Source organism: Streptomyces sp. NPDC056144 (assembly GCF_042264145.1).
GTDB lineage: Bacteria > Actinomycetota > Actinomycetes > Streptomycetales > Streptomycetaceae > Streptomyces.
In genome coordinates, this window is the sequence record NZ_JBHJVF010000013.1 from 180928 (window position 1) to 194184 (window position 13257).

Genomic DNA, 13257 nt, shown 5'->3' on the forward strand with positions numbered 1-13257 from the left:
CGAGGGACCTACGCGGGGTCCGCCGGATGCGGAGCCACCAGCGGCAGCGCCGACGCGAGCCGCGCCTCGCAGAGCCCGACGAGGACCTCGTACGCCTCCTTGCCCATCATCTCGGTGAGCTCGGGCCGGTACGAGACGTAGACGGGCTCCCCGGCGCCGTGCGCCGAGGTCGCCGAGGTGCACCACCAGTGCAGGTCGTGACCGCCGGGACCCCAGCCCCTGCGGTCGTACTCGCCGATCGACACCTGGAGGACCCGGGTGTCGTCGGGCCGGTCGATCCAGTCGTACGTCCTGCGGACCGGCAGCTGCCAGCAGACGTCCGGCTTCGTCTCCAGCGGCTCCTTGCCCTCCTTCAGGGCCAGGATGTGCAGCGAGCAGCCCACGCCGCCCGCGAAGCCGGGACGGTTCTGGAAGATGCAGGACCCCTCCCAGCGGCGGGTCTGCCGGTCGCCGTCCTCGTCGAGCTGCGTCCAGCCCGAGTCCGTGCCGACGTCGTGGAACTGCCACAGCTCCGGCGTCAGGCGCGCCACGTGCGACGCGACCCGCTTCTCGTCGTCCTCGTCGGAGAAGTGCGCGCCCAGCGTGCAGCAGCCGTCGTCCGCCCGGCCCGCCTGGATGCCCTGGCAGCCGCTGCCGAAGACGCAGGTCCACCGCGAGGTCAGCCACGTCAGGTCGCAGCGGAAGACCTGTTCGTCGTCGGCCGGGTCGGGGAACTCGACCCACGCGCGCGCGAAGTCGAGGCCCTTCTCGTCGGGTTCCGCGCCCTTGCCCCGCTTCTTGGCGCTCTTCACGTCGGCGCTCTTCACGTCGGCGCTCTTCACGACGGCGCTCTTCACGTCGGCGTTCTTCGCGGCCTTACCGACCTTGTCGGCCTTCTTCGTCTTTGGCACAAAGTCCAGCCTATGCGGGCGGGCGCAGTAGCGTTCCGCCCATGAGACTCGGAGTCCTCGACGTCGGTTCGAACACAGTGCACCTGCTCGTGGTGGACGCCCATCCAGGCGCCCGCCCGCTGCCCGCCCACTCCCACAAGGCGGAGCTGCGCCTCGCCGAGCTCCTCGACGAGCGCGGGGCGATCGCGCCGAGCGGCGTCGAGCGGCTGATCGCGACCGTCCGCGACGCGCTCCAGGCCGCCGAGGACAAGGGCTGCGAAGAGGTCCTGCCGTTCGCGACCTCGGCGGTGCGGGAGGCGACCAACGCCGACGAGGTCCTCGCCCGCGTCAAGGCGGAGACCGGCGTCGACCTCCAGGTCCTCACCGGCGGGGAGGAGGCCCGGCTCACCTTCCTCGCCGCCCGCCGCTGGTTCGGCTGGTCCGCCGGCAAGCTCCTCCTCCTCGACATCGGCGGCGGCTCCCTCGAAGTCGCGTACGGCATCGACGAGGACCCGGACACGGCCGTCTCGCTGCCGCTCGGCGCCGGCCGCCTCACCGCGGGCTGGCTGCCCGGCGACCCGGCCGACAGCGCCGACGTGAAGGCCCTGCGCCGCCACGTCCGCGCCCAGATCGCCCGTACGGTCGGCGAGTTCAGCCGCTTCGGCCGTCCCGACCACGTCGTGGCCACCTCCAAGACCTTCAAGCAGCTCGCCCGGATCGCCGGAGCACCCGGATCGGGCGACGGGCTGTACGTCCAGCGCGTCCTGTCCCGCAAGGCCCTGGAGGAGTGGGTCCCGCGCCTCGCCGAGATGACCGTCGCCGAGCGCTCCGCCCTGCCCGGCGTCTCGGAGGGCCGCGCCCCGCAGCTCCTCGCGGGCGCGCTCGTCGCCGAGGGCGCGATGGACCTGCTCGGCGTGGAGGAGCTGGAGATCTGCCCGTGGGCCCTGCGCGAGGGCGTGATCCTGCGCCGCCTGGACCACCTGCCGGAGGAGTGAGGCGCCGTCCCGGGGCCGGGCCAGGCGTGACCGGAACCACGCCGGACGCCCCGCCCCGCCCCGTACCCTGTCCAGATGGCAGAAGCAGTGGTGCGCATTCCGGATGCGAAGGTCGCCCTGTCGACGGCCTCGGTCTATCCGGAGTCGACGGCGACGGCCTTCGAGATCGCCGCGCGCCTGGGCTACGACGGCGTCGAGGTCATGGTGTGGACCGACCCGGTCAGCCAGGACGTCGAGGCGCTCCGCCGCCTCTCCGACTACCACCAGGTCCCGATCCTCGCCGTCCACGCCCCCTGCCTCCTCATCACCCAGCGCGTCTGGTCCACCGACCCGTGGGTCAAGCTCCAGCGCGCGCAGGCCGCCGCCGAGCGGCTCGGTGCGTCGACGGTCGTCGTCCACCCGCCCTTCCGCTGGCAGCGCCAGTACGCCAAGGACTTCGTCTCCGGCATCTGGCGGATGGCCGACGAGACCGACGTCCGGTTCGCCGTCGAGAACATGTACCCGTGGCGGTACAAGGACCGCGAGATGCTCGCGTACGCCCCCGAGTGGGACGTCACGAAGGACGACTACCGGCACTTCACCGTCGACCTCTCGCACACCGCGACCGCCCGCACGGACGCCCTCGCGATGATCGACCGCATGGGCGACCGCCTCGGCCACGTCCACCTCGCGGACGGCAGGGGCTCCGCCAAGGACGAGCACCTGGTCCCCGGCCGCGGCACCCAGCCCTGCGCCGAACTCCTGGAGCGGCTCGCGCTCACCGGCTTCGACGGGCACGTCGTCATCGAGGTCAACACCCGTCGCGCGATGTCAGCCGCCGAACGCGAGGCCGACCTCGCCGAGGCCCTCGCCTTCACCCGGCTCCACCTCGCCTCGGCGGCGGGCCGCGCCCCCGGCCCGGCGGCCGCACGGACCCTCGACCCGGCGGCCGCACGGACCGCCGACCCGGCGGCCGACCACACCACCGAGCGGACCACCGGGCGGACCACCGGGCGGACCGAAGGGGTGCCGCGCCCATGACCGACCCGGCCCCGCGCCGGCGCGGCCGTCCCTCCCGTACGGAGGAGGAGACCGGCCCCGACGCGCGGACCCGCATCCTCGACGCCGCGCGTACGCAGTTCGCCGAGCGCGGTTACGACAAGGCGTCCGTGCGCGGCATCGCCAAGGCCGCCGGGGTCGACCCGGCGCTCGTGCACCACTACTTCGGCACGAAGGACGAGGTCTTCGCCGCCGCGATCGAGGTCTCCTTCGAGCCGGCGCTCGTCGTCCCGGCGATCATCGGCGGCCCCCGCGAGGCCATCGGGGAGCGCCTCGCGCGCTTCTTCGTCGGCGTCTGGGAGAACCCGGTCAGCCGGGCCCCGCTCCTCGCCGTCGTCCGTTCGGCGCTGACCCACGAGGCGGCGGCCAAGGTGCTGCGGGGCTTCGTGCTCCGCCGCCTCCTGGAGCGGATCGCCGCCGAGCTCGACGTACCGGATCCGAAGCTGCGCGCGGAGCTCGCGGCCTCGCACATGATCGGGATCGCGATCCTGCGGTACGTGATCGAGGTCGAGCCGCTGGCCTCGGTGGACCCGGAGGAGATCGTGGCGCGGGTGGCCCCGACCCTCCAGCGGTACCTGACCGAGGCCTGAGGCGCGGCACGTGGGCTGACCGAAGCCTGAACACCCCGTCCGTATCCCGGACACCCTGTCCAGATCTTGGAGCGTCGGCGTACGCTCGAAACAAGCACACCCGTCACGAGGAGCGAGCGACGATGCCCGAGCTGAGGTCCCGCACAGTCACCCACGGCCGCAACATGGCGGGCGCCCGCGCCCTTATGCGCGCCTCCGGTGTACCCGGCGCGGACATCGGCCGGAAGCCCATCATCGCGGTCGCCAACTCCTTCACGGAGTTCGTCCCCGGTCACACCCACCTCCAGCCGGTCGGCCGGATCGTCTCCGACGCCATCACGGCGGCCGGCGGCATCGCCCGAGAGTTCAACACGATCGCCGTCGACGACGGCATCGCGATGGGCCACGGCGGCATGCTCTACTCCCTGCCCTCCCGCGACCTGATCGCGGACAGCGTGGAGTACATGGTCGAGGCGCACTGCGCCGACGCCCTGATCTGCATCTCCAACTGCGACAAGATCACCCCCGGCATGCTGATGGCCGCCCTGCGCCTCAACATCCCGACGGTCTTCGTCTCCGGCGGCCCGATGGAGGCCGGCCGCGCGGTGCTGGTCGACGGCACGGTCCGCACGCTCGACCTGGTCGACGCGATGTCCGACGCCGTGAACCCGAAGATCTCGGACGAGGACATGCTCCGGATCGAGGAGAACGCCTGTCCGACCTGCGGCTCCTGTTCCGGCATGTTCACGGCCAACTCCATGAACTGCCTGACCGAGGCCATCGGCCTCTCCCTCCCCGGCAACGGCTCGCTGCTCGCCACCCACACCGCCCGCAAGGAGCTGTACGAGGCCGCGGCGCGCACGGTCGTCGACATCACCCGCCGGTACTACGACGAGGACGACGCCTCCGTCCTGCCCCGCTCCATCGCGACCCGCGCGGCCTTCGAGAACGCCATGGCCCTCGACATCGCCATGGGCGGCTCGACCAACACGATCCTCCACCTCCTCGCCGCCGCGCAGGAGGCCGAGGTCGCCTACGGCCTGCCGGACATGGACGAGGTCTCCCGCCGCGTCCCCTGCCTCGCCAAGGTCGCGCCGAACGTCGCCAAGGACCGCACGTACTACATGGAGGACGTGCACCGGGCCGGCGGCATCCCGGCCATCCTCGGCGAGCTGTACCGCGCGGGCCTGCTCAACGAGGACGTCCACTCCGTGCACTCCCCCTCCATCAAGGAGTGGCTCGACACCTGGGACGTCCGCGGCGGCGCCGCCTCCGACGAGGCCGTCGAGATGTTCCACGCGGGCCCCGGCTGCGTCCGCTCCGCGACCGCCTTCTCCCAGTCCGAGCGCTGGGAGGCCCTCGACGTGGACGCGGCCGGCGGCTGCATCCGCGACGCGGCCCACGCGTACTCGAAGGACGGCGGCCTCGCGGTCCTGCACGGCAACCTCGCCGTCGACGGCTGCGTCGTGAAGACGGCCGGCGTCGACGAGTCGATCTGGACCTTCGAGGGCCCGGCGGTCGTCTGCGAGTCGCAGGACGAGGCCGTCCAGAAGATCCTCCTCAAGGAGGTCAAGGAGGGCGACGTCGTCGTCATCCGTTACGAGGGCCCCAAGGGCGGCCCCGGCATGCAGGAGATGCTCTACCCGACCTCGTACCTGAAGGGCCGCGGCCTGGGCAAGGCGTGCGCCCTGGTCACCGACGGCCGCTTCTCCGGCGGCACCTCGGGCCTCTCCATCGGCCACGCCTCCCCGGAGGCCGCGTCCGGCGGCACGATCGCCCTCGTCGAGGACGGTGACCGCATCCGTATCGACATCCCGAACCGCTCGATCGAGCTCCTCGTCGACGACGCCACCCTCGCGGCCCGCCGCGAGGCGCTGAACGGCGTGTACGCGCCGAAGAACCGAGAGCGCAAGGTCTCCGCGGCCCTACGGGCGTACGCGGCGATGGCGACGAGCGCCGACAAGGGCGCGGTCCGGGACGTGACGAAGCTGGGCTGAGCCCGGCGCGGCCGGCGAGATCTGCACGGCCTGGGCGAGAGGGGGGTACGGGCACCAGCCCCGTACCCCCCTCTCGCCTACCAGGCCTCGGGCTCGCGCGCGTCGACCGCGAAGACGGAGCCGTCGGGCGCGGTCCCGAAGATCCGGTCCCCGGCGACCAGCGGCTCGGGCACGTGGGGCGCGTAGGCGAGCCGGCCGTTCCGCAGCTTCGGCCGGGTCTGGCCGATCAGCGCGCCGCGCGCGGTGTCCACGGCGATGAGCCGTCCGTCCTGGACGGAGAAGTAGAGCCGGTCCCCGGGGCCGACGACCGGCGGGGAGGTGTTGCCGGCGCCGGTCTCGAACTCCCAGAGGACCCGGCCCCCGGGCGGAGTGGTGTCCAGGGCGGTGAGGTGCCCGGACGTGTCGAGGACGTACAGGACCGGGCCGCGCGCGGCGATGCCCTGGACGTCGATCCGGTACGGGAGGGGCAGCCGGCGCACGGAGTCGGCGCCGCCGCCCGGCGGGACGATCACCAGCTCGTCGAGCGGCTCCTCCCCGTAGAGCTCGCCGAGGACGAGCGCCCCGTCGCCGGTGTGCGCCAGCGGGGCGAGATCGCCCTCCGGGGAGAGCTCCCGGACGACTTCGCCGGTCGTCGGCCGGACGAAGGCGATCCGCGTGCGGGACCCGTCGGCCAGGACGTCGGAGAGGGTGATCAGCCCGGAGACCGGGTCGTAGGGCCCGAGGTGCGGCGCGGTGAAGCCGGGGATCCCGTGCCGCCAGAGCTCGTCGCCGCTGGAGCTGTCGACCGCCCGCAGGCCGCCGCGCCCGTCGTTCAGGACGACGGCGTCACCGGCCACGAGGTACGACTCCGGTGCCTCGCCGTTCTTCCTCTCCGCCACGCTCCAGGCGAGGGAGCCGCCCCGGGCCGCGTACGCCCTGAGCGGGCCCGTCGGTTCGGCGACGCCGACGAGGCCCGCGCCGAGGAGGACGGGGGCGGCCGGGATCTCCGCCTCGACGGGGACGGTCCGCGACCAGAGGAGCCGGCCGGTGACCGGGTCGAGCCGGGCGAGGCCGACGCCGCGGGCGGCGCAGTACAGCCCTCCGTCGCCGTGGGTGCAGGCCGGGGCGGTGGCGGGGCTGCTCTTCTGCAAGGGGGTCCGCCAGCCGGCGAAGGCCGTGGCGACCTTGTCCGGGCGCGCGGGTGTCTCGGGTCCGCCGTCCGCCGGGGTGCTCAGCGCCGCGTACAGCCCGGCGCCGGTGAGCGCGAGCACGGCGACGAGCGCGAGGGTCAGACGCGGCCGCACGCGCGCGCGGGGGCGCGTCGCGCGCCGTCGGCCGGGGACGGTGGGGGCGTTGGCGGCGCCGGGGGCGGTGGCCGCCGCCTCTCTGACCCGGGTGTCCACGTCCCAGGAGGGCGCGCCGCCGGGCGCGCCGCCGTCCTCCGTGCCGGGCCCGGGCACCGGCAGGGTGGGCCGCCGCCGCTGCGTCGGTATGAAGGCCTCCGCCTCGTACGAGGGAGGCAGCAGCCCCGACATGATCTCGGCGGGCGTCGGGCGGCCGGCCGGGTCCTTGGCGAGGCAGCGCGCGACGAGCGGCGCCAGCTCCTCCGGTACGCCGGTGAGGTCGGGCTCGTCGTGGACGACCTGGTAGGCCACGATGTAGGGGCTGTCGGAGTCGAACGGGCCGTGCCCGGTCGCCGCGTGCACGAGGACCGAGCCCAGCGCGAAGACGTCCGCCGCCGGGCCGACCTCCTTCGGCCGCTGGAACTGCTCGGGCGCCATGAACGGCGGCGAACCGATGAGCTTGCCGGTCTCCGTGTGCAGGTCGCTGTCGACCGGCCGGGAGATGCCGAAGTCGATGACCTTCGGCCCGGTGTCCGTCAGCAGGACGTTGCTGGGCTTGAGGTCCCGGTGGACGACCCCGGCACGGTGGATGTCCCGCAGTGCCTCCGCGAGCCCGGCGGTGAGCCGGCGCAGTTCGGCGGGGGACAGCGGCCCGTTCCGCTTCACCTGGTCGGCGAGGGTCGGCCCGGGCACGTGGAGGGTCGCCATCCAGGGGCGTACGGCATCGGGGTCGGCGTCCACGACGGACGCCGTGAAGGCGCCGCTGACCCTGCGGGCCGCCGCGACCTCCTGGCGGAAGCGCGCCCTGAACTCCGGGTCCTCCGCGTACCGGGCGTGGACGACCTTGACCGCGAGCCGCAGCCCCGAGGCCGAGGCCGCGAGATGGACGACGCCCATGCCGCCGGACCCCAGACAGGCCTGGAGCCGGTACTCGCCCGCGTACTCCGGCTCTTCCGCGTCCCGGTCGGCGCCGGTCCCGCGCAACGGCGGCATGCCCCACCCCCGTGTGATTCCCCGTCACATCGCGCGCGTGCGCGACCCGACGGAGCCTAGTCCATGGGGCCCGTGATGTCGGAGGAGCTTGCTAGCCTGCGCGTCGCAGAGAGTGAAACCAGGCGCAGGGCTTTTCGCGCCGCGGGGGAGGACACCGAAGATGACCGTGAAGCGCTACGCCACCGCCCCGGGCTACCGGGTGAACGTCCGCTCGGGCCCGAGCACGCAGTACCCGATCGTCCGCACCCTCGCCTCCGGCGCCACGGTGCCGGTCCACTGCCAGAAGCCGGGCGAATGGGTCAGCGGCCCGTACGGCACCACCAACGTCTGGGACAACATAGCCACCGCCGAGTACGTCTCCGACGCGTACGTGCACACGGGCAGCGACAGCTACGTCGCACCGCGCTGCGTCTGAGGGTTTCCGCCGCCGCTCCGGGATAATCGACCTCGTGAGCGACGAAGAGCAGACCCCCAGCCAGACCCCGGCGAAGCCCGGCGGCCCGCAGCCCGAGGAGATCCGTTTCTTCGGCACGACCTGGGTCGACCACAGCGGCAACTACGCCCTCCGCCGCGTCGGCGTGGCCGCCGGCTCGCTCGCCGCCGCCGTCGCGGCCTGCTTCGTCCTGCGCTTCGCCTACCAGGGCCTTCAGATCGCGGAGATCGGCTCCTTCGTGAACCTGCTGGTCGTCGTGATGTTCGCGGTCTGCAGCGCCATCGCCTTCGCCAAGACCTGGGAGGGCTTCGGCCGCCGCCCCGCCGACCCGGCCCGCGAGGACTCCCTCCGCAGCCTCAAGGCGATCGGCTTCATCGGCTCGCTCTTCGCCTACTTCTTCCGCTGCTTCACCGAGGCCCCCGGCGAGAAGCTCCGCCGCGCCGAGTACGAGACCGCCCTCGCCCAGTACGAGAAGCGCCGCGGCGCCCGCACCGGCAACCCGGCCGCCCGCAAGAAGCCCAAGCGCAAGTAGGCACGACCGTCCGCCCGACTGCTTGACGGCCGACACCCCCAGGTCCAGAATTCATCACATGATGAATTCCCCCACGGGGACGGCCCCGGCCGCCATCACCGCCCAGGCCCTCACCGCCGTCCGCGGCGACCGCACGGTCCTGCGCGGCCTCGACTTCACCGTCCCCGCCGGCCGCATCACCGGCCTCCTCGGCCCCTCCGGCTGCGGCAAGACCACCCTCATGCGCGCGATCGTCGGCACCCAGGCCAAGGTCGGCGGCACCCTCCAGGTCCTCGGCCGCCCCGCCGGCGACCCCGCCCTCCGCTCCCGCATCGGCTACGTCACCCAGGCCCCCTCCGTCTACGACGACCTCACCGTCCGACAGAACCTCGACTACTTCGCCGCCGTCCTCCTCCCCGGCCGCGCCCGCCGCCACGACCGCCGAGCCGCCGTCGACCGCGCCATCGCCGACGTCGACCTCACCTCGCACGCCGACTCCCTCGCCGGCCGCCTCTCCGGAGGCCAGCGCAGCCGCGTCTCCCTCGCCGTCGCCCTCCTCGGCACCCCCGACCTCCTCGTCCTCGACGAACCCACCGTCGGCCTCGACCCCGTCCTCCGCCGCGACCTCTGGGACCTCTTCCACCACATCGCCGCCGACCGCGGCACCACGCTCCTCGTCTCCTCCCACGTCATGGACGAGGCCGAGCGCTGCCACCGGCTCCTCCTCATGCGCGAGGGCGAGATCCTCGCCGAGGACACCCCGGACGCCCTCCGCCGACGCAACGACACCGCCACCGTCGAAGAGGCCTTCCTCCACCTCGTCGACGCGGCCGCCGCCCGCGCGGCCCAGGCCGCCCAGGCCCCCACGTCCGCCCCCGCGCACCAGGAGCCCCGCTCATGAACGGCGCCCGCACCCTCGCCACCGCCGCCCGCGTCCTGCGCCAGCTGCGCCACGACCCCCGCTCGATCGCGCTGATGCTCCTCGTCCCCTGCGTGATGCTCTTCCTGCTCCGCTACGTCTTCGACGGAAGCCCCGGCACCTTCGACAACATCGGCGCCTCCCTGCTCGGCATCTTCCCGCTCATCACGATGTTCCTGGTGACCTCCATCGCCACCCTCAGGGAACGCACCTCCGGCACCCTCGAACGCCTCCTCGCCATGCCCCTCGGCAAGGGCGACCTCATCGCCGGCTACGCCCTCGCCTTCGGCCTCGTCGCCGTCGTCCAGTCCGTCCTGGCCACCGGCCTCGCCGTCTGGTTCCTCGGCCTCGACGTCGTCGGCTCCCCCTGGCTGCTCCTCCTGGTCGCCCTCCTCGACGCCCTCCTCGGCACCGCCCTCGGCCTCTTCGTCTCCGCCTTCGCCGCCTCGGAGTTCCAGGCCGTCCAGTTCATGCCGGCCGTGATCTTCCCCCAGCTCCTCCTCTGCGGCCTCTTCACCCCGCGCGACAAGATGGCCCCCGCCCTCGAAGCGATCTCGAACGTCCTGCCCATGTCGTACGCCGTCGACGGCATGAACGAGGTCCTCCACAACCCCGACATCACCGCCGCCTTCGTCCGCGACGCCCTGATCGTCGCCGGATGCGCCGTCCTCGTCCTCGGCCTCGGCGCGGCCACCCTCCGCCGCCGCACCGCGTGACCGCCCCTCGGACACCCACGCACGCCCGGCACCCCCGATGCGAGGATGACCGGACATACCCCCCTCCGGCGAGGTGAAAGACCATGACCCAGACCGTCGCAGTCCTCGGCACGGGCAAGATCGGCGAAGCGCTCCTCAGCGGCATGATCCGCGCCGGCTGGCGCCCCGGAAACCTCCTCGTCACCGCGCGCCGCAGCGAGCGCGCCGAGGAGCTCCACGCCCGCTACGGCGTCGAGGCCGTCACCAACGCCGAGGCCGCCAAGCGCGCCGACACCCTCATCCTGGCCGTCAAGCCCCAGGACATGGGCCGCCTCCTCGACGAGCTCGCCCCCCACGTCGCCGCCGACCGCCTCGTCATCAGCGCCGCCGCCGGCATCACCACGTCCTTCATCGAGGAACGCCTCACCACCGGCACCCCCGTCGTCCGGGTCATGCCCAACACCCCCGTCCTCGTGGACGAAGGCATGTCCGTCATCTCCGGCGGCAGCCACGCCACCCCCGCCCACCTCGCCCACACCGAGGAGATCTTCGGCGGTGTCGGCAAGACCCTCCGCGTCCCCGAGACCCAGCAGGACGCGGCCACCGCCCTCTCCGGCTCGGGCCCGGCCTACTTCTACTTCCTCGTCGAGGCCATGACCGACGCCGGCATCCTCCTCGGCCTGCCCCGCGCCCAGGCCCACGACCTCATCGTCCAGGCCGCCATCGGCGCCGCCGTGATGCTCCGCGACAGCGGCGAGCACCCCGTCAAGCTCCGCGAGGCCGTCACCTCCCCGGCCGGCACCACCATCAGCGCCATCCGCGAACTGGAGAACCACGGCGTACGGGCCGCCCTCATCGCCGCCCTGGAAGCGGCCCGCGACCGCAGCCGCGAACTCGCCTCAGGCAACAGCTGACACCACGTCCTCCGTGGCCACGACCCGGGCGAACCCTCCGCCGTGCAGCGACACCGCCGTCGCCCGGGTCAGCTCCTCCGCCGTCTGCGACCAGCCGAACGGCCCCTGAAGATCGAACGTGTGCATCGCGTCCAGCACGAACACGACGTCGTACCCGAGGTTCCCGCCCATCCGGGCCGTCGTCTCGTTGCACATGTTCGTCTGGATCCCGACGATCACGATCTGCCGGATCCCCCCGCCCTTCAGCCAGGCGTCGAGATCCGGCTCCCCGTAGAACGCCGAGTTCACGCTCTTCGTGACCAGCAGCTCGGGCCCGGTCCCCTTCCCCCGCCGCTCCTCGACGAGGTCCTTGAAGGCGTTGCCCTCGGTCCCCGCCCCCAGCGGGGAACCCGGCTGCACCGAGTCGTGCCGTACGAACACCACCGGCCGGCCCGTCTCCTGCCAGGCGTCGATCAGCGTCGCGATGTTCCCCTCGGCCTCCGGATTGTTCCGCCGCCCCCAGAACTCCGACCTGTCGAAGCCCTTCTGCACGTCGACGACCACCAGCGCTGCGTTCTCGTAGATCTCCATGCCCACGATCCTGTCGCCGTCGTGCCGACATCCCCAGAGGATGAAAAGCCAGCGATCGATGTTTTACTGCCAAACGTGCCGCAGTCACCCTCCACACCCCACCCCCAGCGCGTCGCCCTCCTCGCCTTCCCCGGCATCCGCGCCTTCGACGTCTCCGTCGTCACCGAGGTCTGGGGCACCGACCGCACCGACCGAGGAGCCCCGCCCTTCACGCTCCACCGGGCGGCCGCGGACCCGCACACCCCCATCCCCCTCACCGGCGGCCTCAGCCTCACCCCCGACCGCCCCCTGACCTGGCTCGACGAGCTCACCCCGGCGGACCTCGTCCTCGTCCCCGGCATCGAGGACCCCGACACCGAGCTCCCCACTCCCGTCCTCGACGCACTCTGCCGCGCCCACACCGCCGGCATCCCCGTCGCCTCGCTCTGCGCCGGAGCCTTCGTCCTCGCCCGCGCCGGACTCCTCGACGGCCGCCGGGCCGTCACCCACTGGCACCTGGCCCCGGCCCTCGCGGCCCGCCACCCCGGGATCCGCGTCGAACCCGACGCCCTCTTCGTCGAGGACTCCGGCATCTGGACCTCCGCCGGCACCGCCGCCGGCATCGACCTCTGCCTCCACCTCGTCCGTACGGCCCACGGCGCCGAGGCCGCCGCCACCATCGCCCGCTCGATGGTCACCGCCCCCTTCCGCACGGGGACCCAGGCCCAGTTCATCGAGCACCCCACCCCGAGGGCCGACCGCGACGCCGACGCCCTCGCGGCGGTACGCGCCCACGCCCTGGCCCACCTGTCCGCACCGCACACGGTCGCCAGCCTGGCCGCCCTGGCCGGCATGTCCCCCCGCTCCTTCGCCCGCCACTTCCAGGCCACCACCGGAACCACACCCCTGCACTGGCTCATCGCCCAGCGCGTCGCCGCGGCTCAGAAGCTCCTCGAACGCACCGACCACCCCCTCCCCGAGGTGGCCCGCCGCGCGGGCTTCGGCAGCGAGGTCACCATGCGCCAGCACTTCGCGACCCACCTCGCCACCAGCCCACGCGACTACCGCAACGCCTTCCGTCACCCGGGAGCGCACGCGTAGTCATACGGAGAGGGGACACCCGAGGCCCGGGGTTGACACGGGATGGCCCGGTGCGTACTGTTCTCCGAGTTGTCCGACGTGAGCACCGACCCCGGTCGGCCCCGGACAGCCATTCCGCAAGACCTACTGAAGCTGATGGCGCTTTGTCGTGCCATCCGGTTTTCCGTGCGTTTTTGCGAAATGAGGAATCCGCGTTCGAAAGACTGAACGCAGCCGCCCGATTAGCGTCGGAGGCAGGAATTCGCTAAAGTCTCACTCGTCGGAACGGCCCAACAGCCGGAAAGACAAGCCCCGCTGACTGGGGGTCAGGCACTGAAAAGGTCTGATAGAGTCGGAACCGCTGAAAGGCCCG

General features: G+C 72.9%; 13 protein-coding genes. 10 read left to right on the forward strand and 3 right to left on the reverse strand.

Translation table 11 applies throughout. From position 1 onward, the window contains the following. Positions 1-8: 8 nt before the first annotated feature. Complete coding sequence (locus tag ACFC0Z_RS30215; RefSeq protein WP_376444630.1) at positions 9-806, reverse strand: hypothetical protein; 798 nt, start codon at positions 804-806, stop codon at positions 9-11. 125 nt (positions 807-931) lie between these two features. On the opposite strand from ACFC0Z_RS30215, the gene ACFC0Z_RS30220 reads away from it, so the two are divergent. The 4 genes from ACFC0Z_RS30220 (at position 932) to ilvD (ending at position 5468) form a co-directional block, all read left to right on the forward strand. Next, positions 932-1864, forward strand: coding sequence for a Ppx/GppA family phosphatase (locus tag ACFC0Z_RS30220; RefSeq protein WP_376444578.1), 933 nt, complete (start codon positions 932-934; stop codon positions 1862-1864). A gap of 75 nt (positions 1865-1939) precedes the next feature. Further along, positions 1940-2884 (forward strand): sugar phosphate isomerase/epimerase family protein, encoded by a 945-nt coding sequence (locus ACFC0Z_RS30225; RefSeq protein WP_376444581.1) that lies wholly within the window; start codon positions 1940-1942, stop codon positions 2882-2884. Then, a complete protein-coding gene (locus ACFC0Z_RS30230; RefSeq protein ID WP_376444583.1) occupies positions 2881-3492 on the forward strand; it encodes a TetR family transcriptional regulator in 612 nt (203 codons plus the stop codon). Before ACFC0Z_RS30225 ends, ACFC0Z_RS30230 begins: the two co-directional genes overlap by 4 nt. 122 nt (positions 3493-3614) lie before the next feature. After that, complete coding sequence (gene ilvD / locus ACFC0Z_RS30235; protein WP_376444585.1) at positions 3615-5468, forward strand: dihydroxy-acid dehydratase; 1854 nt, start codon at positions 3615-3617, stop codon at positions 5466-5468. A gap of 77 nt (positions 5469-5545) precedes the next feature. Here the strand turns inward: ilvD and ACFC0Z_RS30240 are convergent, their stop codons facing one another. Further along, complete coding sequence (locus ACFC0Z_RS30240) at positions 5546-7783, reverse strand: PQQ-binding-like beta-propeller repeat protein (protein ID WP_376444587.1); 2238 nt, start codon at positions 7781-7783, stop codon at positions 5546-5548. Positions 7784-7895: 112 nt separating this feature from the next. On the opposite strand from ACFC0Z_RS30240, the gene ACFC0Z_RS30245 reads away from it, so the two are divergent. The 5 genes from ACFC0Z_RS30245 (at position 7896) to proC (ending at position 11255) form a co-directional block, all read left to right on the forward strand. After that, positions 7896-8198, forward strand: coding sequence for an SH3 domain-containing protein (locus ACFC0Z_RS30245; protein ID WP_376444590.1), 303 nt, complete (start codon positions 7896-7898; stop codon positions 8196-8198). Positions 8199-8232: 34 nt separating this feature from the next. Next, positions 8233-8748, forward strand: a complete 516-nt coding sequence (locus ACFC0Z_RS30250; RefSeq protein ID WP_376444593.1) for a hypothetical protein — start codon at positions 8233-8235, stop codon at positions 8746-8748. Positions 8749-8806: 58 nt separating this feature from the next. Beyond that, entirely contained in the window at positions 8807-9628 is an 822-nt protein-coding gene (locus tag ACFC0Z_RS30255) for an ABC transporter ATP-binding protein (protein WP_376444596.1), read from the forward strand. Next, on the forward strand, positions 9625-10362 hold the full coding sequence (locus ACFC0Z_RS30260) for an ABC transporter permease (protein WP_376444598.1): 738 nt from the start codon (positions 9625-9627) through the stop codon (positions 10360-10362). The genes ACFC0Z_RS30255 and ACFC0Z_RS30260 overlap by 4 nt, the downstream gene beginning before the upstream one ends. An 83-nt stretch (positions 10363-10445) precedes the next feature. Further along, positions 10446-11255 (forward strand): pyrroline-5-carboxylate reductase, encoded by an 810-nt coding sequence (gene proC / locus ACFC0Z_RS30265; protein WP_376444601.1) that lies wholly within the window; start codon positions 10446-10448, stop codon positions 11253-11255. On the opposite strand, the gene ACFC0Z_RS30270 is transcribed toward proC, so the two are convergent. Beyond that, positions 11241-11825: a cysteine hydrolase family protein gene (locus ACFC0Z_RS30270; RefSeq protein ID WP_376444604.1), complete on the reverse strand. Its 585-nt coding sequence runs from the start codon at positions 11823-11825 to the stop codon at positions 11241-11243. The two genes, proC and ACFC0Z_RS30270, sit on opposite strands and share 15 nt — an antisense overlap. Positions 11826-11900: 75 nt before the next feature. Between ACFC0Z_RS30270 and ACFC0Z_RS30275 the strand changes: the two genes are divergently transcribed. After that, on the forward strand, positions 11901-12905 hold the full coding sequence (locus tag ACFC0Z_RS30275) for a GlxA family transcriptional regulator (protein WP_376444607.1): 1005 nt from the start codon (positions 11901-11903) through the stop codon (positions 12903-12905). Positions 12906-13257: the final 352 nt, after the last annotated feature.

Coding starts and splice junctions, on each gene's coding strand:
- ACFC0Z_RS30220 (WP_376444578.1), top strand. CDS start 932: ATGAGACTCGGAGTCCTCGACGTCGGTTCGAACACAGTGCACCTGCTC.
- ACFC0Z_RS30225 (WP_376444581.1), top strand. CDS start 1,940: ATGGCAGAAGCAGTGGTGCGCATTCCGGATGCGAAGGTCGCCCTGTCG.
- ACFC0Z_RS30230 (WP_376444583.1), top strand. CDS start 2,881: ATGACCGACCCGGCCCCGCGCCGGCGCGGCCGTCCCTCCCGTACGGAG.
- ilvD (WP_376444585.1), top strand. CDS start 3,615: ATGCCCGAGCTGAGGTCCCGCACAGTCACCCACGGCCGCAACATGGCG.
- ACFC0Z_RS30240 (WP_376444587.1), bottom strand. CDS start 7,783: ATGCCGCCGTTGCGCGGGACCGGCGCCGACCGGGACGCGGAAGAGCCG.
- ACFC0Z_RS30255 (WP_376444596.1), top strand. CDS start 8,807: ATGATGAATTCCCCCACGGGGACGGCCCCGGCCGCCATCACCGCCCAG.
- ACFC0Z_RS30260 (WP_376444598.1), top strand. CDS start 9,625: ATGAACGGCGCCCGCACCCTCGCCACCGCCGCCCGCGTCCTGCGCCAG.
- proC (WP_376444601.1), top strand. CDS start 10,446: ATGACCCAGACCGTCGCAGTCCTCGGCACGGGCAAGATCGGCGAAGCG.
- ACFC0Z_RS30270 (WP_376444604.1), bottom strand. CDS start 11,825: ATGGAGATCTACGAGAACGCAGCGCTGGTGGTCGTCGACGTGCAGAAG.